We start from the raw sequence: 23,945 nt of genomic DNA, 5'->3' as shown, positions 1-23,945 counted from the left end.
GCCACGCCATGGGACGCACCCTGTACGACAAGATCTGGGACGAGCATGTCGTCCACACCGAAGAGGACGGCACCTCCATCCTCTACATCGACCGCCATCTGGTGCATGAAGTGACCAGCCCCCAGGCCTTCGAAGGCCTGCGCGAGGCGGGCCGCAAGGTCTGGCGCATGAGCTCCATCGTGGCCACTGCCGACCACAACACCCCCACCACGGGTTGGGAAAACGGCTACGACGGCATCACCGATCCGATCAGCAAAGAACAGATCACCACGCTGAACGACAACATCGCGCAGATCACACCGGCGGCGTTCTTCCCCTTCATGCACAAGCGCCAAGGCATCGTGCACGTGATTGGCCCTGAAAACGGCGCCACGCTGCCCGGCATGACCGTGGTCTGCGGCGACAGCCACACCAGCACACACGGCGCGTTTGGCGCGCTGGCCCACGGCATCGGCACCTCCGAGGTCGAGCACGTGATGGCCACGCAGACCCTGTTGGCCAAGAAGGCCAAGAACATGCTGGTGCAGGTGGACGGCACGCTCGCCAAGGGCGTAACGCCCAAGGACGTGGTGCTGGCCATCATCGGCAAGATCGGCACCGCGGGCGGCACGGGCTACACCATTGAATTTGCAGGCTCCGTCTTCCGCGCGATGAGCATGGAAGGCCGCATGACCGTGTGCAACATGGCCATCGAAGGCGGCGCACGCGCGGGCCTGGTGGCGGTGGACGACAAGACGATTGAATATGTGAAGGGCCGCCCCCTGTCGCCCACGGGCGTGGAGTGGGACCAGGCCGTGGCGTACTGGAAGACGCTGCACTCTGACGCCGACGCGAAGTTCGACACCGTGGTCAAGCTCGACGCCGCCGACATCGTGCCGCAGGTCACCTGGGGCACGTCGCCCGAGATGGTGCTGGGCGTGGACGCCCGCGTGCCCGACCCCGACAAGGAAAAGGACGCCAACAAGCGCGGCGCCATCGAGCGCGCGCTGACCTACATGGGCCTGCAGCCCGGCAAACCGATCAACGACATCACCATCGACAAGGTGTTCATCGGCAGTTGCACCAACAGCCGCATCGAAGACATGCGCGAAGCCGCCGCCGTGGTCAAGAACCTGGGCCGCAAGGTGGCCAGCAACGTCAAACTGGCCATGGTGGTGCCCGGCTCTGGCCTCGTCAAAGAGCAGGCCGAACGCGAAGGCCTGGACAAGATCTTTGTGGCCGCAGGCTTTGAGTGGCGCGAGCCCGGCTGCAGCATGTGCCTGGCCATGAACGCCGACCGGCTGGAGCCGGGCGAGCGCTGCGCCAGCACCAGCAACCGCAACTTTGAAGGCCGCCAGGGCGCTGGTGGCCGCACGCACCTGGTGAGCCCCGCCATGGCTGCCGCCGCAGCCGTGCATGGCCACTTTGTGGACATCCGCCAGTTCTCCTGAACTGAACACTCATCCCATCATCCGCCCGTTGTCCTCTCTACTGCCCCAACCGCCTGAAGGAGCCTTGTCATGAAAAAGACCGCCACCCTCATCGCCCTGTCCCTGGCCTTTGTGCTGGCCGGCTGCAACACCGTCAAGGGTGTGGGCCAGGACATTGGCAAAGCCGGCAGCGCCATCGAGCGGGCCGCCAAGTAACCGATACCGCCATGCAAAAATTCACCTTGCTCAAGGGCCTTGTGGCCCCCATGGACCGCGAGAACGTCGACACCGACGCGATCATCCCCAAGCAGTTCCTCAAGTCGATCAAAAAGACCGGCTTTGGTGTGAACCTGTTTGACGAATGGCGCTACCTGGACCACGGCGAGCCCGGCCAAGACCCCGCCAGCCGCAAGCCCAACCCCGACTTTGTGCTGAACCAGCCGCGCTATGCAGGCGCGTCCGTGCTGCTGGCGCGCAAGAACTTCGGCTGCGGCTCCAGCCGCGAGCACGCCCCGTGGGCGCTGGACCAGTACGGCTTTCGCGCCGTGATCGCGCCCAGCTTTGCCGACATCTTCTTCAACAACTGCTTCAAGAACGGCCTGCTGCCCATCGTGCTGCCCGAGGCCACAGTGGCCCAGCTGTTCGACGAAGTGCACGCCTTCCCCGGCTACCAGCTCACCATCGACCTGGAGCGCCAGGTCATCGTGCGCCCCCAGGGTGAAGAGATCCCGTTCGAGGTGCAGGCCTTCCGCAAGTACTGCCTGCTCAACGGCTTTGACGACATCGGCCTGACCCTGCGCCAGTCCGACAAGATCAAGGCGTTTGAAGCGCAGCGCCTGGCGACCAAGCCCTGGCTGGCGCACACCATGGTGTCGTGAGACACCGCAGGCGTCAGAAATATCAGTCAAATTGGCCTCTAGCGCTTTACTCATAAGCGCTAACAGCTATCAAAATCAAAGCAAATTCAATGAAAATCGCAGTTCTGCCGGGTGACGGCATCGGTACCGAAATCGTGGCCGAGGCCGTCAAGGTCCTCAAGGCACTCGACCTGAAGTTTGAAATGGAATCCGCCCTGGTCGGCGGCGCCGCGTACGAGGCCCACGGCCACCCCCTGCCAGAGTCCACGCTCAAGCTCGCCAAGGAAGCCGACGCCATCCTGTTCGGCGCCGTGGGCGACTGGAAATACGACAAGCTCGACCGCCCCCTGCGCCCCGAGCAAGCCATCCTGGGCCTGCGCAAGAACCTGGGCCTGTTCGCCAACTTCCGCCCCGCCATCTGCTACGAGCAGCTGGTGGGCGCTTCGAGCCTCAAGCCCGAGCTGATCGCGGGCCTCGATATCCTCATCATCCGCGAGCTGACGGGCGACATTTACTTCGGCCAGCCGCGCGGCCGCCGCACGGCCGTGGACGGCCACTTCCCCGGTGCCGAAGAAGCCTTCGACACCATGCGCTACAGCCGCCCCGAGATCGAGCGCATCGCCCACGTCGCCTTCCAAGCCGCCCGCAAGCGGAGCAAGAAGGTCACCAGCGTGGACAAGGCCAACGTGCTCGAAACCTTCCAGTTCTGGAAGGACGTGGTCACCGACGTGCACAAGGAATACCCCGACGTCGAACTGCAGCACATGTACGTAGACAACGCCGCCATGCAACTGGTCAAGGCCCCCAAGGCATTTGACGTGGTGGTGACCGGCAACATGTTTGGCGACATCTTGAGCGACGAAGCCTCCATGCTCACTGGCTCCATCGGCATGCTGCCCTCGGCCAGCCTGAACAGCAGCAACCAGGGTCTGTACGAACCCAGCCACGGCAGCGCACCCGACATCGCAGGCAAGGGCGTGGCCAACCCGCTGGCCACCATCCTCTCGGCAGCGATGATGCTGCGCTTCAGCCTGAACCAGGAAGCCGCCGCCCAGCGCATCGAAGCCGCCGTGCAAAAGGTGCTGGCCCAAGGCCTGCGCACGCCCGACATCTACAGCGAAGGCACTACCAAGGTGGGCACGGCGCAAATGGGCGATGCGGTGGTGACGGCGCTCAAGGGCTAAGCGACCAGCCATCTGCCCGCCGCTGCGGCGCGTGGCGTGAATACAAAGGCGACCCGCTGCGGTCGCCTTTTTTACTGCCGGGAGCCGATTCACACGCCCGACTGGCGCGCAATGTGCACCGCACCCAAGCAGCGCATGGCGTCCAAGCAACGCTGCAAGCCCCGTGCAAGCCACGATCCATTACAATCGTCGCCATGTTTGCCGCCCGCCCGTTCTCCTTGAACACCGTGACTGCCGCCCTGGCAGGCGTGGCTGCGCGCGCAATCACCACCAAAACCACGACCATTATTAAGGGCTGATCCAGCTCCGGTACCGTCGTGCGCCCTCCCCCGGCCAGACGAGCCGGGGCAAACAGTCTGGTCTGGCACTGTTTGTTAATCTGAAAGGGCGTTGAAATGAGCAAGTTGGTAGGTTTGGTCGGCTGGCGCGGCATGGTCGGCTCGGTGTTGATGGACCGCATGGTCGAGGAAAAAGACTTCGACCTGATTGAGCCATTGTTCTTCTCCACGTCCAACGCTGGCGGCAAAGCCCCTGCGCAGGCCAAGAACGAAACCACCCTGCAAGACGCCTTCAACGTTGACGCCTTGAAGCGCTGCGACATCATCATCACCGCGCAGGGCGGCGACTACACCACCGAAGTCTTCCCCAAGCTGCGCGCTGCGGGCTGGAACGGCCACTGGATCGACGCCGCATCCACCCTGCGCATGGAAAAAGACGCGGTCATCATCCTTGACCCCGTCAACATGCCCGTCATCAAGGACGCGCTGGCCAACGGCGGCAAGAACTGGGTGGGCGGCAATTGCACCGTGAGCTGCATGCTGATGGGCGTGGGCGCACTGTACAAGGCCGGTCTGGTCGAGTGGATGAGCACCCAGACCTACCAGGCCGCATCGGGCGGCGGCGCACAGCACATGCGCGAATTGCTCACCCAATACGGCACACTGAATGCCGAAGTGAAGGCCCTGCTCGACGACCCCAAGAGCGCCATCCTGGAAATCGATCGCAAGGTCATCGCCAAGCAGCGCGCACTGACCGGCGCTGAAACCGCCAACTTTGGCGTGCCCCTGGGCGGCTCGCTGATCCCCTGGATCGACAAGGACCTGGGTAACGGCATGTCCAAGGAAGAGTGGAAGGGCATGGCCGAGACCAACAAGATTCTCGGGTTGGGCGAGGGCTTCAGCTCTGCGGCCATTCCCGTGGACGGCTTCTGCGTGCGCGTGGGCGCCATGCGCTGCCACAGCCAGGCCCTGACCTTCAAGCTCAAGAAGGACGTGCCCGTGGCCGACCTCGAAGCCATGATCGCCGCCGACAATGAGTGGGTAAAGGTGGTGCCTAACACCCGCGAAGCCACCATCAAGGACCTGACCCCCGTGGCCGTGACCGGCACCATGACCATCCCGGTAGGCCGCATCCGCAAGCTGGCCATGGGCCCTGAGTATGTCGGCGCCTTCACCATCGGCGACCAGTTGCTGTGGGGCGCGGCAGAGCCACTGCGCCGCATGCTGCGCATCCTGCTCGACGCCTGATCGGCCTACCCCCAAAAGCGCGCGCAAACCCCATTGCGCGCGCTTTTTTGCGCCTGGCGCCCTGACACACTCAGTTACGCCGCGTTGGCAATTGGCAACATGTGCGCGCCCCAATTTGGGGCGCCGGGACCCCACTCAAAGCTTCGGAGCCACCTCAGCTTGTCAGTGCAAAACATTGATGCTATGGTGCTTTTTACATATTTTCACGCGCCGGGGCGGGGATCAGACCATGAGAACAAAAGCACCGCTCGTCCGAGCCGCAAAAAATCCTAATCAGTTGTTGGCAAACATGCATCGTTGGAAATTTTCTGTCCTGGCGGCCGCGGCCGTGGCTTGTGCTGGCTTCTACACCAGCGATGCGTCTGCGCTGGCACTGGGCCGCATCACCGTGCAGTCCGCCCTGGGCGAGCCGCTGCGCGCCGAAATCGACCTGCCACAGATCACTCCCGCCGAAGCCGACTCACTGCGTGCCACGACGGCCACGCCTGAGGTCTTCCGTGCCCAGGGCATGGAATACACGCAGACGATGAACAACCTGCAGATCCAGCTGCAGCGCCGTGCCGACGGCTCTGCCGTGTTGCGCCTTTCAAGCGACCGGGCCGTGAACGAACCCTTCCTGGATCTGGTGCTGGACGCCAACTGGGGCTCGGGCCGCATCGTTCGCAGCTACACCATGCTGTTTGACCCGCCAAGCATGCGCCGCGCGGCGCCTGCCGTCACAGCAGCGCCCCAGATTTCTGCACCCGCGGCGCCCCAGGTGCCTGCGGTGCGCCCCGCAGTGACCGCCCGCGCCAGCGAGCCAGCAGCTGCTCCAGCCGCTCCCCGCGCTGCGGCCCCACGCCCCACTCCCGCCGATGGCGTTACAGTGCAGTCAGGCGACACCGCTGGCCGCATTGCGAACGCGTACAAGCCAGCAGGTGTCTCGCTCGACCAGATGCTGGTCGCCATGATGCGCTCCAACCCGGACGCATTCATCCAGGGCAACGTCAACCGTCTCAAGGCAGGTGCCGTGCTGCAGATGCCCGACCAGGCCACAGCGCAATCCACCACGGCCCCCGAGGCACGCCAGATCCTGGCCGCACAGGCCCGTGACTTCAACGACTTCCGCCGCAAACTCGCAGGTGCAGCCCCCTCGACCGAAGTGGCAGCGGCCCAGCGGTCCGCTTCTGGCTCCGTCCAGACACGCGTCGAAGACAAAAAGCCCGCCACCGCAGCACCCGACAAGCTCACCCTGTCCAAGGGCTCCATCAAGGGCCAAAAGGCGGCCGAAGAGCAGGTCGCCAAGGACAAGCAGGCCAATGAATCCGCCACACGGATGGCGGAGTTGTCCAAGAACATCACCGACCTGAACAAGCTAAGCTCGGCATCCGCAGCCGCCGGAAGCAGCCCTGCGCCTGCCGCAGCGGGTGCAGCCAGCGCTCCTGCAGGGGTGGCGGTGCAGGCTCCAGCCGTTCCCGCAACACCGACCGCGCCACCTGCGCCTGAAGCCCCGGCCTCCGCAGCGACAGCCAGTGCCCCGGCAGACACCGCAGTGGCAGCAGAAGCAGCCGCCTCGGCATCCGCCGCCGAGGCAGCTGCACCGGCGCCTGCCCCTAAGCCAGCGCCCACACCCAAACCTGCTCCGGTCCCCGTGGAAGAGCCCAGCTTCCTGTCCACCCTCATGGACGACCCATTGCTGCCCATCGGCGGCGGCCTCCTGGTGGCTGCCCTGCTCGGTTTTGGCGCTTACCGCTTGGTCCAGCGCCGTCGCCAGAACGGCGGAGTGGACAGCTCCTTCCTGGAAAGCCGCATTCAACCCGACTCGTTCTTTGGTGCCAGCGGCGGCCAGCGTGTAGACACGGCCAACAGCGACATGACCACCGGCTCGTCCATGGCCTATTCACCCAGCCAGCTTGACGCTGGCGGCGATGTGGACCCCGTGGCCGAAGCCGACGTCTATCTGGCCTATGGCCGCGATCTCCAAGCCGAAGAAATCCTGAAAGAAGCCGTGCGCCACAACCCTGGCCGCGTCTCGGTGCACGTCAAGCTGGGTGAAATCTACGCCAAGCGCCAGGACCGCAAAGCCCTGGAGGCCGTCGCGGGCGAAGTGTTCAAGCTGACGCAGGGCGAAGGGCCTGACTGGAACCGCATTGCCGAACTCGGTCGTGACCTGGAACCAGAAAACCGCCTGTACCAGCCCGGCGGCCGCCCTGGCATGGCGGAGGACGAATACCCCTCCGTGCCACCAGGCGGTTTCGCCAGCACCTTCACCGGGTCGGGCAGCCCTGCAGCCGCCCTGCCGCCCGACCTGGACCTCGACCTGGATCTGGACCTGCCCGATGACGCACTGACAGACGCCCCCCCTGCCGCAGCCGGTGGTTTTGCCGCAGCAGCTGCGGCCGCTGCAGCCAACAACCGCAGCGAAGCCAGTGAACCGGAGACACTGCGCCCCGAGCTGGATCTGCCCAGCATCCCCGACGAACCCGCCGCAGCTTGGAACAGCCCGGAAACCGCCCCCAGTCCCATGATGGCGCCACCACCGGTGGCCAATCTGGACTTCCCCAGCGGTGGCGACCTGACCATGGCACCGTCGGGCCCCATGCCACTGAGCGGCGAGCCCCTGGACTCCGGCCCGATGGAGTTTGACCTGGGTGACCTGTCATTGGACCTGAACGCGCCCTCCAAGCCCATGGCAGCTCCTGCCGCCAAGGCTCCAGCCCCCGCACCGGAATTCGCCGACGATGGATCGGCAGCAGCGCAGGACGACCCACTGGCCACCAAACTGGCACTGGCCGAAGAGTTCAACGCCATTGGCGACACCGATGGCGCTCGCACGCTGATCGAAGAGGTCGTGGCAGAGTCCAGCGGCGCCCTCAAGACCCGCGCCCAGCGCATGCTGGCCGAACTGGGCTGATGCCACTCAGCCCCTCTGCTGATCCCGCCCCCAGCACGTCTCCAGGCCGCCCCATGACCCGGGTGGCGCTGGGTGTCAGCTACAACGGCCAAGCCTACAGCGGCTGGCAAAGCCAGCTGTCTGGCAACACCGTACAAGACAAACTCGAAGCGGCCTTGGGCCGCTTTGCTACACACCCGGTCAGCACTCTCTGCGCGGGCCGTACGGATGCCGGTGTGCACGGCCTGATGCAGGTGGTGCACTTTGACACCCCGCTGGACCGCCCTGCGGCGTCCTGGGTCCGGGGTACCAACACCTTCTTGCCATCTGATATTGCGGTGCAGTGGGCGCAGACCATCCCTGACAATTTTCATGCACGCGCCAGTGCCGTGGCACGGCGTTATGCCTATGTGCTGCTGCAGTCGCCAGTGCGGCCCAGCGTAGATGCCGGGCGGGTGGGCTGGGTGTTCCACCCGTTGGACCACGACGCCATGCGGCAGGCTGCAGACTACCTGATCGGCGAGCATGACTTCACCTCGTTCCGCGCATCTGCCTGCCAGGCCAAAACTCCCTTCAAGACCTTGCAACGCATCGATATCGTCCGGCGGGGCGCGACCGCACCGCACCCGGAGCTGGGCTGGAGCCCTTGCTATTGGCGGTTCGAGTTCGAAGCCAACGCCTTCTTGCACCACATGATCCGCAACATCATGGGTTGCCTGATCGCCATCGGCCAGGGCACACAGCCTCCTGAGTGGATGGCCGAGGTGCTTGCAGCTCGGTCCCGCAAGGTGGCGGCACCGACGTTTTCGCCAGACGGGCTGTACTTTCAAGGGCCCGTGTACGACGCCGCCTGGGGGCTGCCCCAGCGCACGGCTGCGTATGATTGGCTTCCATGAACCAGGCCCCCGCACCGACCACAACCGCCCCTGTTGCCAGCCAACACCTCCACCCCCCTTTCCAGGCGCCCGCCAACGTTCGCACCCGCATCAAGATCTGCGGGCTGACCCGAGAGGAAGACGTGGATGCAGCAGTGGCCGCGGGCGCTGACGCCGTGGGCTTTGTGCTCTACGCCCCCAGCCCACGCGCGGTCACTCCCCAGCGGGCCGCACAGCTGGCTCGGCGCCTTTCGCCGTTTGTCACACCCGTGCTGCTGTTCGTGAACGAGTCAACTCCTAATGTGATAGCAGCTAGTGCTTTGATAGCGGGCGCCACAATCCAATTTCATGGTGATGAATCTCCGCAGGATTGCCTGGCCGCCACCCACGATGGCGCAAGGCCGTACCTGCGCGCAGCCCGAATTCCCCTGGGCGACGGAGCGGCGCAGTTTGACCTCGTAAAATACGCACACGATTACTCTCACGCCCAAGCCATCCTGCTCGACGCCCATGTCGAAGGTTTTGGCGGCAGCGGCAAGGCATTCAATTGGTCACTCCTTCCACCAAGCGTCAGCTCTCACCTCGTTTTGTCTGGTGGACTCACGCCTGCAAACGTGACCGATGGCATTTTGCAAGTCCGCCCGCGAGGCTACTCGCTGGCGGTTGATGTCAGCTCCGGCGTCGAAGCCGATGGCCCTGATGGCAAAACCATCAAGGGCATCAAGGACGCCGTGAAGATCCAACGCTTCGTTGCCGCCGTGCGTGCGGCCGATGCCCAACTTGCAAAGAACCCCCATGAATTCCTATCAACAACCTGATGCTTCCGGCCATTTCGGCCCTTATGGCGGCAGCTTCGTCAGCGAAACCCTGACCCACGCCATCCAGGAACTGCGCGAGGCTTACGCCCGCTACCAAAACGACCCCGAGTTTCTGGCCGAATTCCATTACGAACTCAAGCACTTCGTCGGTCGCCCCTCTCCCATCTACCACGCAGCCCGTACCAGCCGCGAAATGGGTGGCGCGCAGATCTACCTCAAGCGCGAAGACCTGAACCACACGGGCGCCCACAAGATCAACAACGTCATCGGCCAGGCCATGCTCGCCAAGCGCATGGGCAAACCCCGCGTGATTGCCGAGACTGGCGCAGGCCAGCACGGCGTGGCCACGGCCACCATCTGCGCCCGCTATGGGCTCGAATGCGTGGTGTACATGGGCGCCGAGGACGTGAAGCGCCAAAGCCCCAACGTGTATCGCATGAAGCTGCTGGGCGCCACCGTAGTGCCGGTAGATTCAGGCAGCAAGACGCTCAAAGATGCGCTCAACGAAGCCATGCGCGACTGGGTGGCCAATGTGGACAACACCTTCTACATCATCGGCACGGTGGCGGGCCCGCACCCCTACCCGATGATGGTGCGCGACTTCCAGAGCGTGATCGGCAAGGAATGCATCGAGCAGATGCCAACCATGCTGGCCGAGCAAAAGGTGCTGGGCGACCAGCCCGATGCCGTCATCGCTTGCGTGGGCGGCGGCAGCAACGCCATGGGCATCTTCCATCCCTACATTCCGTTCGAGAAAACGCGCCTCATCGGCGTGGAAGCCGCAGGCGAAGGGCTGGAGTCGGGCAAACACTCGGCATCCCTGCAAAAAGGCAGCGCGGGCGTACTGCATGGCAACCGCACCTTCATCCTGCAGGATGACAACGGCCAGATCACTGAAACCCACAGCATCAGCGCCGGCCTGGACTACCCCGGTGTGGGCCCGGAGCACGCATGGCTGCAAGAGATCGGTCGTGCCGAATACGTCAGCATTACCGACAAGGAAGCGCTGGACGCCTTCCACTACCTGTGCCGCACCGAGGGCATCATCCCTGCGCTGGAGTCCAGCCATGCTGTGGCCTACGCCATGAAGCTGGCCAAGACCATGCGCCCTGACCAATCCATCCTGGTCAACCTCTCGGGCCGTGGCGACAAGGACATCGGTACCGTGGCCGACCTCAGTGGCGCCGACTTTTACTGCCGACCCAGCTGCCAGGGGCAGTCCGTCAAGGGCGGCGAGCAACCCATCAAGGTGGTGAAATAAATGAGCCGTATCGCATCCACCTTCTCTGCCCTGCAAGCGCAGGGCCGCAAAGCGCTGATTCCCTATGTGACCGCCGGGTTCCCGTTCGCAGACATCACCCCCGCACTCATGCACGGCATGGTCGAGGCCGGTGCCGACGTGATCGAGCTGGGCGTGCCCTTTTCCGACCCCATGGCCGATGGCCCGGTGATTCAGAAGGCGGGCGAGAAGGCCCTCAGTCTGGGCATCGGCATGGTGCAAGTGCTCGACCATGTGCGTGAGTTCCGCAAGCGCAACAGCACCACGCCCGTGGTGCTGATGGGCTATGCCAACCCCGTGGAACGCTACGACCAGAAGCACGGCGCAGGCGCTTTTGTGCGCGACGCCGCTGCTGCCGGTGTTGACGGCGTACTCATCGTGGACTACCCGCCCGAAGAGTGTGAAGCCTTTGCAGCCAGTCTGCGTGAGTACGGCATGGACCTGATCTTCCTGCTGGCACCCACCAGCACGGACGAGCGTATGGCCCAAGTAGCGCGCGTGGCCAGCGGCTACGTTTACTACGTGTCGCTCAAAGGCGTGACGGGCTCGGGCGCGCTGGACACGGCTGCCGTGGAGCAGATGCTGCCCCGCATCCGCCAGCATGTAACCATCCCCGTGGGTGTGGGCTTTGGCATCCGCGACGCAGCCACCGCCCAAGCCATTGGCAAGGTGGCCGATGCCGTGGTCATCGGCAGCCGCATCATCCAGCTGATCGAAGACCAGGAGCACGCCAAGGTGGTGCCCCTAACCATCGACTTCCTGCGCGGCATCCGCAAGGCCCTGGACGCCTAGTCGCATAATGCAGCCCGGCGCATCCTGCGGGGTGCGCCGACAGATTCACACCCGGCCTGCCCCGCCAACGCCCACGGGCTTTGCAACAGGTCGCGCCAATGAAGAGGAGAACACCATGTCCTGGCTCGAAAAACTTCTGCCCGCCAAAATCCAGCAAACCGACCCCACCGAGCGCCGCCAGGTGCCCGAAGGCCTGTGGATCAAGTGCCCGAGCTGCGAAACGGTGCTCTACAAGGCCGATCTGGAGCAAAACCAGAACGTCTGCCCCCATTGCAGCCACCACCACCGCATTGGCGCACGTGCTCGGCTGAACGCTTTTCTGGACGCCGAAGGCCGCTATGAAATCGGCCAGGAAGTGCTGCCCGTAGACGCCCTCAAGTTCAAGGACAGCCGCAAGTACCCCGAGCGCCTGAAGGAAGCCCTGGAGAACACGGGTGAGACCGATGCACTCATCGTCATGGGCGGCGCGGTCAAGAGCATTAACGTGGTGGCCGCGTGCTTCGAGTTCGACTTCATGGGCGGCTCCATGGGCTCCGTGGTGGGCGAGCGCTTTGTGCGTGGCGTGGAAACCGCCATTGAGCAGAAGGTGCCCTTCATCTGCTTTACCGCCACCGGCGGCGCCCGCATGCAAGAAGGCCTGCTGTCGCTCATGCAAATGGCCAAAACCAATGCGGCGCTGACCCGTCTGGCCAAGAAGGGCCTGCCCTACATCAGCGTGCTGACCGATCCCACCATGGGCGGCGTGAGCGCTGGCTTTGCCTTTGTGGGCGACATCGTGATTGCCGAGCCCAAGGCGCTGATCGGCTTTGCCGGCCCCCGCGTGATCGAATCCACCGTGCGCGTGACCCTGCCCGAGGGCTTCCAGCGCGCCGAGTTCCTGCAGACCAAGGGCGCCGTGGACTTCATCTGCGACCGCCGAGAGCTGCGCAACACAGTGGCCAGCAGCCTGGCCATGCTGCAGCGACTGCCTGCTGACGCGGTGATGTAAATATCCGGTCCCTGAAAGGGGGACTGAGTGAGGCCTCACCACGTAATTGCTATATTTTTAATAGCAAACAGGACATATTTGGCTAGCGCATCGGGCCTTTAAGATGCTCAACGCATCACGCTGGCCTGCAAATGGCCCAGCACAATCATCACGACCTGCAGCACCACCAGCGCCACCAGGGGTGACAGATCAAAGCCACCCATCAGCGGAATCACCCGGCGAAACGGTCGCAACACCGGCTCGCACAGGCGTGCGATCACATCGGCCAGCGGTGAACGGCCACCCTGTACCCAGGACAGGACGGCATAGACAATCAGCAGGCCGATCAGCCCCGAGACCGCCACGCGCAGCAGCCCAAACAAGGCCAGCCAGGGCAACCACGCCCATGCCGAGCCCGTACCGAGCAGCAACGTCAACAACGCGTACTGCACCAGCTGCACCAACATCGCAGCCACCAGGCTGGATACATCCCAGTGCCCCACAGGCGGAATGACCCGGCGCAGCGGCATGATCAGCCAGTCGGTCAACGCAAACACCACCCCCCCTACAGGGTTTGAAAACGGCACCCGCTGCCACTGCATATACAGCCGCAAGAGGCAGGCCCCGGTCAGCAAGCCGCCAACAACATCAAGCAAGAACGAGGCGATCTGATAGAGCATGGATGAGACAAAAGCAGTGGTGCGCAGCAAAAAGCCGACGGTGTCATGGGATGATAGCGGGCGAAGGCACCCACGCGCCCATGACCCCACCCCTTACCTTGTCGTCCCTGCCGCTTTTCCCCCTGGGCTCCGTCCTGTTCCCGGACGGAGTGTTAGCGCTGCGGGTGTTTGAGGTGCGCTATCTGGACATGGTGCGCAAGTGCCACCAGGCTGGCGCCCCCTTCGGCGTGGTCGCGCTCACCCAAGGCCAGGAAGTGCGCCAGGCTGGCGCGCCGGAAGAACGCTTCAAAGACGTCGGCACCCTGGCCGGGATCGAGCAGATCGACACCCCTCAACCAGGACTGATCACGCTACTGTGCCGAGGCAGCCAGCGTTTCCGTATCACCCAGCGCCACCACCTGCCACACGGCCTGTGGGTTGCCGACGTCGGCCACATCGAAAAGGATCTGCCGATACCGGTTCCCGACGATCTCAAGAAGGCATCCACCACTTTGGCGCAGGTTTTGCGCACACTGCAATTGCGCGACCCGGACATGCCACACCTGCTCACCCCCACTGCGGCGCAACTGGATGATTGCGGCTGGGTGGCGAACCGATGGTGCGAACTATTGCCTGTACCGCTGGAACTGAAACAACGGCTGATGGAGCTGGAGAATCCTCTGGTGCGCCTGGAGCTGGTGGGAGATGTGTTGGAGCGGACCGGGATAGCGCAGTAGCGCAAAAAGGCGAAGACCCGGTCAACGCACTGAGTATTCAGGTACCAGGCTCTGCAGCCAAGCGCGCAGCGATGAGGGCACCGGAGCCCCCCCTAAACTCTCGATATCTTTGAGGACCGCATCTGGATTCAGGCGATCCGGCGAGCTGGTTTTTGCCACATGCAGTTTGGAATGTGGTGTCGGCGCGGTGGTTTCGCCGTTGGCGAGAAGTTCTTCGTAGAGCTTCTCCCCAGGTCTGAGCCCTGTAAACACCACAGGAATTTCCTGCTCATTTTTTCCGGATAGCCGTATCAAAATCTTCGCAAGGTCGAGAATTTTGACAGGTTCCCCCATATCCAACACGAAAATCTGCCCCGACTGTCCCATCAAACCAGCCTGCAAAACCAGTTGGGCCGCTTCAGGAATTGTCATGAAATACCGAACGATGTCTGGATGCGTGACGGTCACAGGACCGCCACGCGCGATCTGTGCAGTGAACAAAGGAACAACAGAACCACTGGAGCCCAATACGTTTCCAAAACGCACGGCTACGAAACGCGTGCTGTCGTACTCGGTAGCCACTGACTGCATGACCAGTTCAGCCAACCTTTTACTCGCGCCCATCACATTCGTCGGATTGACAGCTTTGTCTGTGGATATCAGCACAAAGCGTGTAGCTCCAACGGCACCAGCGACGCGGGCGGCATTCAATGTTCCCAACACGTTGGTGCGCAGGGCTTCGACCTCATTCAAAGACTCCATCAGGGGGACATGCTTGTAGGCGGCGGCATGAAACACCACCGTCGGCCTATGGAGCCGAGCGATGGCAAGCAATCGCTCATTTTCTCGTACGTTGGCCGTGTAGTAGAGCCCCTGCATCTGGGGATGAGCCCTACGCAACTCTTGCTCAAGCTGATAGATAGCGTATTCGGACACATCCACACACACAAGTCGCGCAACGCCAAAGCGTGCGATCTGGCGGCACAATTCAGATCCTATCGAGCCTCCGGCACCGGTGACCAGCACCGTCTCTCCAGCAATGAGATCGGACAGCCCCTTTTCGTCCAGTACCACAGGCACTCTACCCAACAAATCCTCAAGCTCAATGCGTCTTGGTTGACCATCTTCAGAACGCAGCCACTCGTCCGGCCGCGGCATGGTCAACAGAGGAAGGCTCACTTCGCTAGCCCCCATCAGCACCTCACGCCTCGCATCAGACCCTACGGCTAAAACCACGAGAGCTGCAGCCGCTTGGGTGCTTTCAGCAATACGATGTAGATCTGCCAAGCCTCCAAGCACGCTTAGTCCTTGCAAGTTGCGGCCTTTTTCGGTAGCGATGGGGCTGACAATACCAACCGGCGACCACAGGCGCGCGCCGCGCAAGGCGGACAAGGCCGCTGCTGCGTCCTGAACCGAGCCCACCAGCAACAAGGGCTTGCCCGTGAGAGCACTTTGCGCACGGTTGACCAGCAGTAGTCGAGCGCTTACTCGCGCGCCGCCCAGAAGCAACAACACCAGCATGGGGTGCAATAGCAACACCGAACGCGGGAAGGATCCGACTCGCAGCATCAGCACTGCAGAGGCAGACAACAAACCGGCGAACACCACACCATAAAAAAGGCGCGTAAGTTCTGCCACGCTGGTATAGCGCCAGATGTGGCGGTATACCCCCCAGACCAGCAAGCTCGCGCCAAACCCGAGCAGTGGCCAAGGGAGAGTACCAACCATCATGACCTGGAATTCATCAGGCATGTCCAGGTTGAAGCGCAACCAGAAAGCGAGCCACCACCCGAATGCGACCAGCATCAGGTCCAATACAAATGCCAGAAAATTGCTCTTATGCCAGCGCACGAGTATCCACAGATGACGACAAGGCACGCCGCAGATGGGCAATCACCCGATCTTGCTGCACTTCAGACAAGTTGGATCCCGATGGGAGGCACAAGCCGGTTGCAAACAACTGGCGCGACACATCCACCCCGTCAGCGTGAGGGAAATAGGGGGCGTTCCTGAACAGCGGCTGCAGGTGCATGGGCTTCCAGACGGGCCGCACTTCGATCGAATGCCGCTCCATCAACCGCATGAGGACATTGCATTGGGCGGCGGCGCCTTCGCCTTCAAGCGCAAAGCACGACAACCAACGGGTTGATAGATAGCCGGTGGGCTCAGGCATCCAGCGAACGGTAGGAATGTCGGCGAGGGCTTCCTGATAGCGCTCAAACACGCGCCGACGCTGCCGCACCCGCTCGTCCAGGACACGAAGTTGACCTCGGCCAATGCCAGCGAGCACGTTGCTCATACGGTAGTTGAAGCCCACCCCCACATGCTCGTAGTGGAGGGCTGCCTCGCGCGCCTGGGTAGAAAGCTTCCTGGCTCGGGCAATCAGCGCAGCATCACTGGAAACCAGCATGCCACCGCCCGATGTTGTGATGATCTTATTACCATTAAACGAGTACACCGCTAAGTGGCCGAAGCTTCCGCTGGCGCGCCCTTTGTACCGAGCCCCCAGGGACTCTGCAGCGTCTTCAAGCACGGGCACGTTGTAACGCTCACAAATGGGCAGCAGCGCGTCCATATCGGCACTCTGACCATACAGATTGACCAGCACCACACAGCGCGGCATGCAGTTTTTTCGGCGCGCCGATTCAAAGGCTCGCTCCAGCGCCTGCGGTGACATGTTCCACGAGCCAGGCTCCGAGTCGATGAACACCGGCAGTGCATTGCAATATAGGATGGGATTGCAGCTGGCTACGAAGGTAAGCGACGAGCAAAACACAGTGTCGCCCGGCTGTACGCCCAGCAGCAATAGGCCAAGGTGGATGGCCGCCGTGCCGGAACTCAGGGCTGCAGCATGACCCACGTCCACATGCTCAGCGAGTTCACGCTCGAAGGCATCCACGTGCGGTCCGAGGGGAGCGATCCAGTTGGTGCGGAAGGCCTCTTCGACAAAGGCAGTTTCCTCTTCGCCCAAATGAGGCGAAGAAAGCCAGATGCGCTGCGACAACTCCCTCCGCAACACTACATCCACCGGGTGGTCCTGCGCATTTAGTACCGGGACGTGATCGATCTGGTGGCGGTCCATCAATTCGAGCACAACCGCGGCGGTAGCGTCCTCATTCACCACCTTGGGTGGCTGTGCCGGGAGCTCAAGAACCAAGGCAGCATCGCTGAGACCGGCCAAGCGGGCACGTCGCAGATCGCCATCAGTCAGTGTGCGCAATAACCGCCTGTCTTCGCCGAGCACCATCAAAAAGCCTCTGGCCATGGTATTCAGCCGCAGCAGAGCTTCCCGCAACGTGCAACTGGGTGCAACGCACAAGGCGTTGAACTCTGCCTGATTCATGAAACGCTCCTGGCCGGAACACCAATGTAGGTGCTGGCTTGTTGAATGTCATGGCAAACCACTGCACCGGAACCGATCACCGCACCGTCACAGATCACGCGCCCAGGTAGCACCGTGGCACCGGATCCGATCAGGACCCGCGAACCGATATACGCCCCACCGCCGAGCACGGCGCCGGGAGCAATATGAGTGAAGGCCCCCACCGTGCAGTCATGGTCCACCACCGCAGCGTGGTTGACGATAACACTGCGTCCTAGCACCACGCCGGGCGCGATCACCGCCTGTGCCGCCACAAAGCAGCCTTCAGCCACCGTCGAGTGGGGCGAAACGCTGGCCCTCGGGTGAACCACTGAGACTAGCTGATGCAGCCCCAGCTGCATACTCTCCTTTTCACGCGCTCGGTTGTCTCCAATAGCCACATGCAAAGCGCCGGACCATGGCTCCAAGGAGTTCACTGCCTCCAGTGGAATGCCGGGCAACAACTCACCCCGACACAGCTGATCGTTGCGATCGGACGCGACCAACAGCCAGTCGGCATGAGCTTGTTGCAAGGCATCGGCGACGACACGCGCATGTCCGCCCGCACCAAAAATCAGCAGAGATAGGCGCTGGGAAGCCTCAATAGGCATTGGTTTTCTCCAGCACCGAAGGCGTGAGTGGCAGCCTTATCAACAGTTCCACAATGCGGGCACCCGCCTGCCCATCGCCATAGCGGTTGTGGAGCGGAAGCCGCTCGCAGGCCAAGGCTTGCCGCAGGGCTGAGGACAGGGCTTCGGTTTCAGCGGGCACGTCCACCGTGTTGGCATTGCGTTGGCGTAGCCGTTGGCGGTCGCCGATGTTGATGACTGGGGTTCCAAAACTGGCCGCTTCAATAATGCCTGATGACGAATTACCCACCATCACCGCTGCATGGCGCATGGCCTGTGCAAACAACACACGGCTCAGGTGGGTGACACGACGCGAGCCAGCAGGAAGCGGCCCTTCGTCGAGCGCCTGCAGTACGCCCAGTGCGCCCGCGTCTGCGTTTGGCTCAAGCCAAAGCAAGGGACACACTTGCTGCTGCAGTGCCTGCATCAAGGCCCGGGTCTGTTCATAGGCAAGACCAGCCTGTTGCACCACCGGGTGAAACGCCACCAGAATGAACGGCTGGTCGCTGGGCAAATCCAGCGCTGCCAGAACTTCTTCGCGCGCGCCCGAAGCCAAATCGGTCAGGCCGTCGAGCCCGGGAGCACCGACTACATGAATACGCTCTGACGCTTCGCCCATGCGGATCAGACGGTCACGCGACTCTTCGGTAGCAACCAGATGGTAGCTGCATAGCTTACTGATGGCATGGCGCATGAGCTCGTCGACCGTCCCCGAACGCTCACCACCGTGAATGTGCACAGTTACCACCCCTTGATTCAAGGCAGCAATTGCACCGGCCAGCATCTCACCACGGTCACCTAGCAGAAGCAGGATATCTGGTCGCTGCTGTTCCAGCAACGCTGCCATGCCTTGCAAGCACTTCGCCACAGCCACTGACATACTCGCCGGAGTGCGAGTGAGCACATCCACCGGCAACTCCGTCACCACCGGCAGACCGGCTGCACGGATGTCGTCCACCGTGTTTCCGTGTGCCGCGTCCAGGTGAGTTCCGGTCACGGCCACGTTCAACGCCAGAGCCGGGTTGGCTGCGGCACGTTGCAGTGTGCCGCGCATTAGTCCGAAGTCAGCTCGTGTGCCGCTGAGGTACAACACACGACGGGTTGCTGCCGAGTGCGCAGGGTTCATGGGCCAAACTCTGGGGTCAAATCGGACCAGTTCAACACGGTGCCGCCCGTAACCGCGTGACGCAATTGCCGCCCCACCAAACTGTCCAGGTCACTCGGAGCGATGCCTATCGCAGGGCGGCGGCAACCCAGCATATCCGCGCACAGTGGCTCGCCCGCCGCAATGTCTTGCAGCGCCACAACACTGCGGCGCGCCACACGAGCAGCATCCAACTCTTCTGAACGGGGAACCTTAACGCCATCGCCGCGCATAGCCGTCACACGCCGTATGCCACGGATCATCTCGGCAAACCCTGCGGGCTCAAGCGACGCACTGTGGTCTGGGCCGGGCAAACTGCGGTCCAGCGTCAGATGTTTTTCGATTGCACATGCACCCAAGGCCACGGCCGCCAGCGGGGCTTCAACTCCCAGACTGTGATCTGAGTAACCGATCGGCACACCGAGTTCGCGGCGCATCTGCGCCATCGCGGTCAAATTCAGAGTGTCGTCTGCTGCGGGATAGGCGGAGGTGCAGTGCATTACCACCACTCCATTGAGGTGGCCACGGGCTTTGCGCATCCAGGCCAGAGCTTCAACGATCTCTTTCATGGTGGCCATGCCGGTAGACACCAGCAGCGGCAACTGGGTCGCTGCGGCGTGCTCAACCAGCTGACGATGCGTGAGCTCACCGGACGACAGTTTGAGTCGCTGGACACCCAGGCGAACCAGCATATCGACTGCAGGCACAGAAAACGGTGTGGAGAAAAATTCGATCGCGATGGCCCTGCAGTGTGCCTGAATCTGTATGTGCTGCGCTTCGGTAAGCTCCAGCCGCTCTAACATAGAGTATTGGTCCAGTTCGCCAGTCTGGCGAGTCTGGTACTCTGCCGCAGGCGCACCGCGTACCGCAAGGTCAGCAGCGCAAAATGTCTGGAATTTGACAGCATCGGCGCCTGCAGCCTTAGCAGCATCGCATAGGGCCAGGGCGTGAGCCACATTGCCATTGTGATTGACACCAGCTTCCGCAATGACAAACACGCCAGGGCTCACCATGTCGTCCACCCACCGTCTACCACCAGGTTATGGCCAGTTACATATTTCGCTGCATCGCTGGCTAAATAACGCATTGCATTCGCTATGTCATTGGCCTCCGCCATGCGGCTAAGTGGTGCCCGATCGGAGTAGTTTTTGACGAAAGCGTCATTCTGGCCGCTGAATATGCCCCCAGGTGTGACAGCGTTGACACGCACGCCACGATGGCCCCAGTAAGCAGCCAGATACTTGGTCAATCCCCACAATCCCGCTTTGCTCGCGGCGTATATGGCCGGCGTATTGATGGCCCGCCCGAGGTACTCAGACCCTTCGTAGATCCGTTGGTCTGGCGCGACGATTCCATAGATGGACAGTGTGTTGACGACGTTCCCCGAACCCCGCTCAGCCATGGCACCTCCAAACACCTGGGCGCAAAGCATGGCGCCGGTCAAGTTGACCGCCATCACCTCATTCCATTCGTCCAGTGCGAATGTTTCAAAAGATTCGAAGAAATTGGCAGACTTGGCCGCAGCGTTGTTCAGCAACACATGTGGTACGCCCCACTTTCCACTCAGTTGTGCAAAGGCCCGGCCGACCGACTCCTTGCTGGAAACGTCTGCCACACATGTCATCAAGGAATCATGCGCTTTACCCAGCCTTTGCTCTAGCAGGGCCTCCTCGCGGTCAACAGCGAACACTCGTGCGCCGGAGTTCAAAAACAGCCGGGTAACTTCAGCACCGATGATGCCTGCGGCGCCGGTGAGCACGACGACCTTGCCGTCTAGACGAAATAAGTCGCTCATGTTTGGCTCTTTTTCCTCATCAAAAGTTCGACCAGCTCAAAATCTATTGCATGGTCAATGTCTACCGAACGCTCTCGGGGCATCTCGTGCAATTGGATTCTCGGCCGGTCCCACAAAGAAGAAGCCAGACTGGACCTATGCCACGCATAAATGGAAGCATTCATTGCATAGACCGCTGGCGCCGCTTGCCGCCCGAGCACCTCACCCTCAGGTCTACAAACCCTCTCGAAATAGCCACTATTTTTTTTCTCGACCATATTGAAGTACGGATTTTTGTCCGATATGTAGCCGGTGATCACCACATCCGTGTCACTATCCAGCATCATGGCGCACGCACGGATGTCGCCCACATCGCGCAGCGGCGAAGTCGGATCCAAGTCGATAATCCGCGTGACTGGCCCGTTGTGCGCTTCCACCCATTCGACCAGATGAAGGATCACTGGCAACTTACCAGCAAGGTCAGTAGCGAGATGGGCCGGTCGCAGGAAAGGCACCTGGGCCCCGAAATCTACCGCAACCCGGGCAATATCCTCGCTGTCAGTGGACACGTATACATGATCCGCCGTACCACTTGCCAGCGCCTGCTCGATCGTCCAGGCAATCAGGGGCTTGCCCAGCAGATGCCGGATATTTTTCCCTGGCACACCTCGAGAGCCACCCCGTGCACAAATGGTGATGATGTTCATGTCAAAGCTTCATTCATCGCTAGCATGAGTTCGGCACTTTCTAAGGCATCCGCCAGTGAGGAGGCCACAGCGTGCGATGAATCGTGCCATGCCGCCAGCCAGTCTTTCATCTGCGTACGGTAAGACTGCGCCACATCGAAGTCCGCAGGCATATCAGCGATGAGCCGGGTCTCGCTTCCATCAGCGAATGTAAGCCGCTTAGCCACAACATCACAGGTCAATGACCCGCCCTCACACACGATGGCGTAACGACGTACAGCCTGCTGCGAGAGGTAGTCCAGACTAATTACTACAGGGGCGCCATTGAACCGAGTAAGTAGCGCCACATGCACGTCATCGGACTTGATCGGCAAGTGACCAAGGCGCCCCCCCACTGCGGCCTGAACCTGCAACGGTCCAAGCAGCCAACGCGCCATGTCGATCTCGTGCACCAGATCGAACACCACACCTCCACCCAGTTCAGGTTGGGCGCTATAGGAATGGACAAGTTCGCGGTTGGGGCGCCACTGCGTAAGATTCTGCCCAACCTCCAGATGGGCGCGAACGACCGCGCCAATACGGACATCGGCCAAAGCAGCGGCCAGTTGCCGAACCACAGGGAGATAACGCAGGTTGCAACCTACGACGATTGCGGATCGCTGCTCGTTGGTGCTCAGGGCAGCTCGCAGATCGTCCAGCTCTGCACGAGTCACCACCAGCGGCTTCTCGACCAGGCAATGAAGCCCTCTCTTCAAGCAGGCTCGCAGCTCTGCGCCGTGTCGGCTGGAAACGCTCGCGATGACCACGGCATCTGGGTTCCATTGCAAGCCATGCGATAGCGTCGTAAATACGCTGCAAGGTTGGAAATCCGCATCCACCTCGCCAGTGCTCGATAGCACAGCGAGTTCAAGCCCCGGAAGTTCGTCCCGCAAGCAACGGACATGGCGCAATGCGATCGATCCACGCCCCGTTACGAGAATACGGATGCTCATCAGAATTTCAGAAAGGCCGAGAGAATGCCCAAACCCATTGTGGCACTCCGCTCGGGATGGAACTGGCACCCAAAGATCTGGTCACGTGCTACGGCTGCACAGATTCGCACGCCGTGATAGTAGGTGTCTGCGAGCCTGTGCACCTCATGCGTCGGAACTGGCGCGTAAGAATGTACGAAATACATAGATTCGCCGGGCTTCACTGCTGCAAGGATGGTGTCATCCCATGCCGCACGCATAGGCGGGCGCACCAAGTTGCTCCACCCGATATGCGGCACACGCAGAGAGCGGCCAACGGAATCCACCGCCGGGATAAGCTGTACACGGCCAGGAATCAACCCCAAACCGGAATGGACTCCGTACTCCTCGCCCACCTCAAACAACAGTTGCGCACCAACGCAAATCCCAAGAAAAGGTCGCCCTGTATCCACATAGCGTTTTATCAAGTCATCAAAGCCCCGCACGTTCAATTCGGCTATAGCATCCGAAAAGGCCCCTACACCGGGCAGTACCAGTCTGTCTGGCATGGTAGATACCTGCGTTGCCTGATCGATCACGCGGACGCTTGCGCCGCAATGCTCCAGAGCACGTACCACATTGAGAAGATTACCGGTACCGAAGTCGATCACCGTCACATCACGATCACTCACAGACGCACCTCCAAGCCTAACCCACGCGCCTGTTGCTTGATATCGGGCACCGTCATCCGCCCCCAGTGCAGAGCATCAGCAATCGCCACACCAGAGGTACCCGCATCGCTGGCACGCTTGAGGTCAACGGAATCACCGAACCCTCCGCTCGCGATCACCGGCACATTGACCCGAGCGTTGACCGCACGCAGTAGCTCGATATCCAGACCTTTACGAGTGCCCTCCTGATCCACAGCTGTTAGCAGGATCTCGCCAGCACCACGGTCCACCGCTTGAGCAACCCAATCCAGCACGTCCAGTCCAGTGTGTTCACGGCCGTTGTCCGTATAAGCTTCCCAGCACCCTGGCCCAGTGCGCTTGGCCTCCACCGACAACACCATACACTGCGAACCGAACCGGCTGGCCACCTCGCCAATCAGTTCGGGGCGTGCAATGGCGGCGGTGTTGATGGCCACCTTGTCAGCACCCGAACGCAGCGTGTGGTGTACGTCGTCCAGCGAGCGGATGCCACCACCGACGGTGATGGGGATATAGACCTGATCGGCGGCACGCCGAATGATGTCAGACAGACTATTACGCTGGTACAGACTGGCCACAATATCCATGAACACCAACTCATCGGCACCTTGCGCGTAATAGCGCAGAGCGAACTCGTGCGGGTCACCCACGACACGAAGCCCCTCCAGCCGGATACCCTTAATGAGATTCGGGCCCTTGATGTCCAATCGGGGAATGATGCGCAAACCAGCCATGTG

General features: G+C 61.8%; 23 protein-coding genes. 12 read left to right on the top strand and 11 right to left on the bottom strand.

What is annotated here, in order from left to right:
* The first annotated feature begins 8 nt into the window (after positions 1-8).
* The 11 genes from leuC to accD all read left to right on the top strand — a co-directional run bounded on the left by leuC (position 9) and on the right by accD (position 12,600).
* Entirely contained in the window at positions 9-1,430 is a 1,422-nt protein-coding gene (gene leuC, locus OIN59_RS07035) for a 3-isopropylmalate dehydratase large subunit (protein ID WP_274108593.1), read from the top strand.
* Positions 1,431-1,499: 69 nt separating this feature from the next.
* Positions 1,500-1,625, top strand: coding sequence for an entericidin A/B family lipoprotein (locus OIN59_RS07030; protein WP_005795904.1), 126 nt, complete (start codon positions 1,500-1,502; stop codon positions 1,623-1,625).
* Between the two features lie 11 nt (positions 1,626-1,636).
* Entirely contained in the window at positions 1,637-2,287 is a 651-nt protein-coding gene (gene leuD, locus OIN59_RS07025; RefSeq protein WP_274108591.1) for a 3-isopropylmalate dehydratase small subunit, read from the top strand.
* Between the two features lie 89 nt (positions 2,288-2,376).
* Positions 2,377-3,450: a 3-isopropylmalate dehydrogenase gene (gene leuB, locus OIN59_RS07020; protein ID WP_274108589.1), complete on the top strand. Its 1,074-nt coding sequence runs from the start codon at positions 2,377-2,379 to the stop codon at positions 3,448-3,450.
* 395 nt (positions 3,451-3,845) lie between these two features.
* Positions 3,846-4,976: an aspartate-semialdehyde dehydrogenase gene (gene asd / locus OIN59_RS07015; RefSeq protein WP_274108588.1), complete on the top strand. Its 1,131-nt coding sequence runs from the start codon at positions 3,846-3,848 to the stop codon at positions 4,974-4,976.
* A gap of 289 nt (positions 4,977-5,265) precedes the next feature.
* Positions 5,266-7,869 carry a FimV/HubP family polar landmark protein gene (locus tag OIN59_RS07010; RefSeq protein WP_274108586.1) on the top strand — a complete coding sequence of 868 codons (2,604 nt, stop codon included), beginning with the start codon at positions 5,266-5,268 and terminating at the stop codon, positions 7,867-7,869.
* Positions 7,870-7,922: 53 nt separating this feature from the next.
* Positions 7,923-8,744 carry a tRNA pseudouridine(38-40) synthase TruA gene (truA, locus tag OIN59_RS07005; protein ID WP_274108584.1) on the top strand — a complete coding sequence of 274 codons (822 nt, stop codon included), beginning with the start codon at positions 7,923-7,925 and terminating at the stop codon, positions 8,742-8,744.
* Positions 8,741-9,541, top strand: a complete 801-nt coding sequence (locus tag OIN59_RS07000) for a phosphoribosylanthranilate isomerase (RefSeq protein ID WP_274108582.1) — start codon at positions 8,741-8,743, stop codon at positions 9,539-9,541. The genes truA and OIN59_RS07000 overlap by 4 nt, the downstream gene beginning before the upstream one ends.
* Positions 9,519-10,802, top strand: a complete 1,284-nt coding sequence (gene trpB, locus OIN59_RS06995; protein WP_274108580.1) for a tryptophan synthase subunit beta — start codon at positions 9,519-9,521, stop codon at positions 10,800-10,802. Before OIN59_RS07000 ends, trpB begins: the two co-directional genes overlap by 23 nt.
* Positions 10,803-11,612, top strand: a complete 810-nt coding sequence (trpA, locus tag OIN59_RS06990; protein WP_274108578.1) for a tryptophan synthase subunit alpha — start codon at positions 10,803-10,805, stop codon at positions 11,610-11,612. It begins immediately after the preceding gene.
* Positions 11,613-11,727: 115 nt separating this feature from the next.
* Positions 11,728-12,600, top strand: coding sequence for an acetyl-CoA carboxylase, carboxyltransferase subunit beta (gene accD, locus OIN59_RS06985; RefSeq protein WP_274108576.1), 873 nt, complete (start codon positions 11,728-11,730; stop codon positions 12,598-12,600).
* 107 nt (positions 12,601-12,707) lie between these two features.
* Here accD and OIN59_RS06980 read toward each other — a convergent pair whose 3' ends face one another.
* Positions 12,708-13,259: a YggT family protein gene (locus OIN59_RS06980; protein ID WP_274108574.1), complete on the bottom strand. Its 552-nt coding sequence runs from the start codon at positions 13,257-13,259 to the stop codon at positions 12,708-12,710.
* Positions 13,260-13,339: 80 nt separating this feature from the next.
* On the opposite strand from OIN59_RS06980, the gene OIN59_RS06975 reads away from it, so the two are divergent.
* The gene (locus OIN59_RS06975; protein WP_274108572.1) at positions 13,340-13,975 is read left to right on the top strand and encodes an LON peptidase substrate-binding domain-containing protein; all 636 of its coding nucleotides are present in this window, start codon (positions 13,340-13,342) and stop codon (positions 13,973-13,975) included.
* Positions 13,976-13,996: 21 nt separating this feature from the next.
* Here OIN59_RS06975 and OIN59_RS06970 read toward each other — a convergent pair whose 3' ends face one another.
* From OIN59_RS06970 to hisF, 10 genes are read right to left on the bottom strand one after another with little or no spacing between them, the layout of a single operon-like run.
* Positions 13,997-15,805 carry a polysaccharide biosynthesis protein gene (locus OIN59_RS06970; RefSeq protein WP_274108570.1) on the bottom strand — a complete coding sequence of 603 codons (1,809 nt, stop codon included), beginning with the start codon at positions 15,803-15,805 and terminating at the stop codon, positions 13,997-13,999.
* Complete coding sequence (locus tag OIN59_RS06965; RefSeq protein ID WP_274108568.1) at positions 15,792-17,297, bottom strand: aminotransferase class I/II-fold pyridoxal phosphate-dependent enzyme; 1,506 nt, start codon at positions 17,295-17,297, stop codon at positions 15,792-15,794. The genes OIN59_RS06970 and OIN59_RS06965 overlap by 14 nt, the downstream gene beginning before the upstream one ends.
* Positions 17,294-17,926 (bottom strand): acetyltransferase, encoded by a 633-nt coding sequence (locus OIN59_RS06960; RefSeq protein ID WP_274108566.1) that lies wholly within the window; start codon positions 17,924-17,926, stop codon positions 17,294-17,296. Before OIN59_RS06960 ends, OIN59_RS06965 begins: the two co-directional genes overlap by 4 nt.
* Positions 17,916-19,070: a UDP-N-acetylglucosamine 2-epimerase gene (neuC, locus tag OIN59_RS06955; RefSeq protein WP_274108564.1), complete on the bottom strand. Its 1,155-nt coding sequence runs from the start codon at positions 19,068-19,070 to the stop codon at positions 17,916-17,918. The genes OIN59_RS06960 and neuC overlap by 11 nt, the downstream gene beginning before the upstream one ends.
* A complete protein-coding gene (locus tag OIN59_RS06950; RefSeq protein ID WP_274109057.1) occupies positions 19,067-20,101 on the bottom strand; it encodes an N-acetylneuraminate synthase family protein in 1,035 nt (344 codons plus the stop codon). Before OIN59_RS06950 ends, neuC begins: the two co-directional genes overlap by 4 nt.
* Positions 20,095-20,883, bottom strand: coding sequence for an SDR family oxidoreductase (locus OIN59_RS06945; protein WP_274108562.1), 789 nt, complete (start codon positions 20,881-20,883; stop codon positions 20,095-20,097). Before OIN59_RS06945 ends, OIN59_RS06950 begins: the two co-directional genes overlap by 7 nt.
* Positions 20,880-21,569: an acylneuraminate cytidylyltransferase family protein gene (locus tag OIN59_RS06940; protein WP_274108560.1), complete on the bottom strand. Its 690-nt coding sequence runs from the start codon at positions 21,567-21,569 to the stop codon at positions 20,880-20,882. The genes OIN59_RS06945 and OIN59_RS06940 overlap by 4 nt, the downstream gene beginning before the upstream one ends.
* Positions 21,566-22,540: a Gfo/Idh/MocA family protein gene (locus OIN59_RS06935; protein WP_274108559.1), complete on the bottom strand. Its 975-nt coding sequence runs from the start codon at positions 22,538-22,540 to the stop codon at positions 21,566-21,568. The genes OIN59_RS06940 and OIN59_RS06935 overlap by 4 nt, the downstream gene beginning before the upstream one ends.
* Positions 22,540-23,190, bottom strand: a complete 651-nt coding sequence (gene hisH, locus OIN59_RS06930; RefSeq protein WP_274108558.1) for an imidazole glycerol phosphate synthase subunit HisH — start codon at positions 23,188-23,190, stop codon at positions 22,540-22,542. The genes OIN59_RS06935 and hisH overlap by 1 nt, the downstream gene beginning before the upstream one ends.
* Positions 23,187-23,942 (bottom strand): imidazole glycerol phosphate synthase subunit HisF, encoded by a 756-nt coding sequence (gene hisF, locus OIN59_RS06925; RefSeq protein WP_274108556.1) that lies wholly within the window; start codon positions 23,940-23,942, stop codon positions 23,187-23,189. Before hisF ends, hisH begins: the two co-directional genes overlap by 4 nt.
* Between the last annotated feature and the right edge of the window lie 3 nt (positions 23,943-23,945).

The organism is Acidovorax benzenivorans (genome assembly GCF_028680575.1).
GTDB lineage: Bacteria > Pseudomonadota > Gammaproteobacteria > Burkholderiales > Burkholderiaceae_C > Acidovorax > Acidovorax benzenivorans.
The sequence above is the reverse complement of the archived record's forward strand: the minus strand, read 5'-3'. Positions and strand labels throughout refer to the sequence as shown.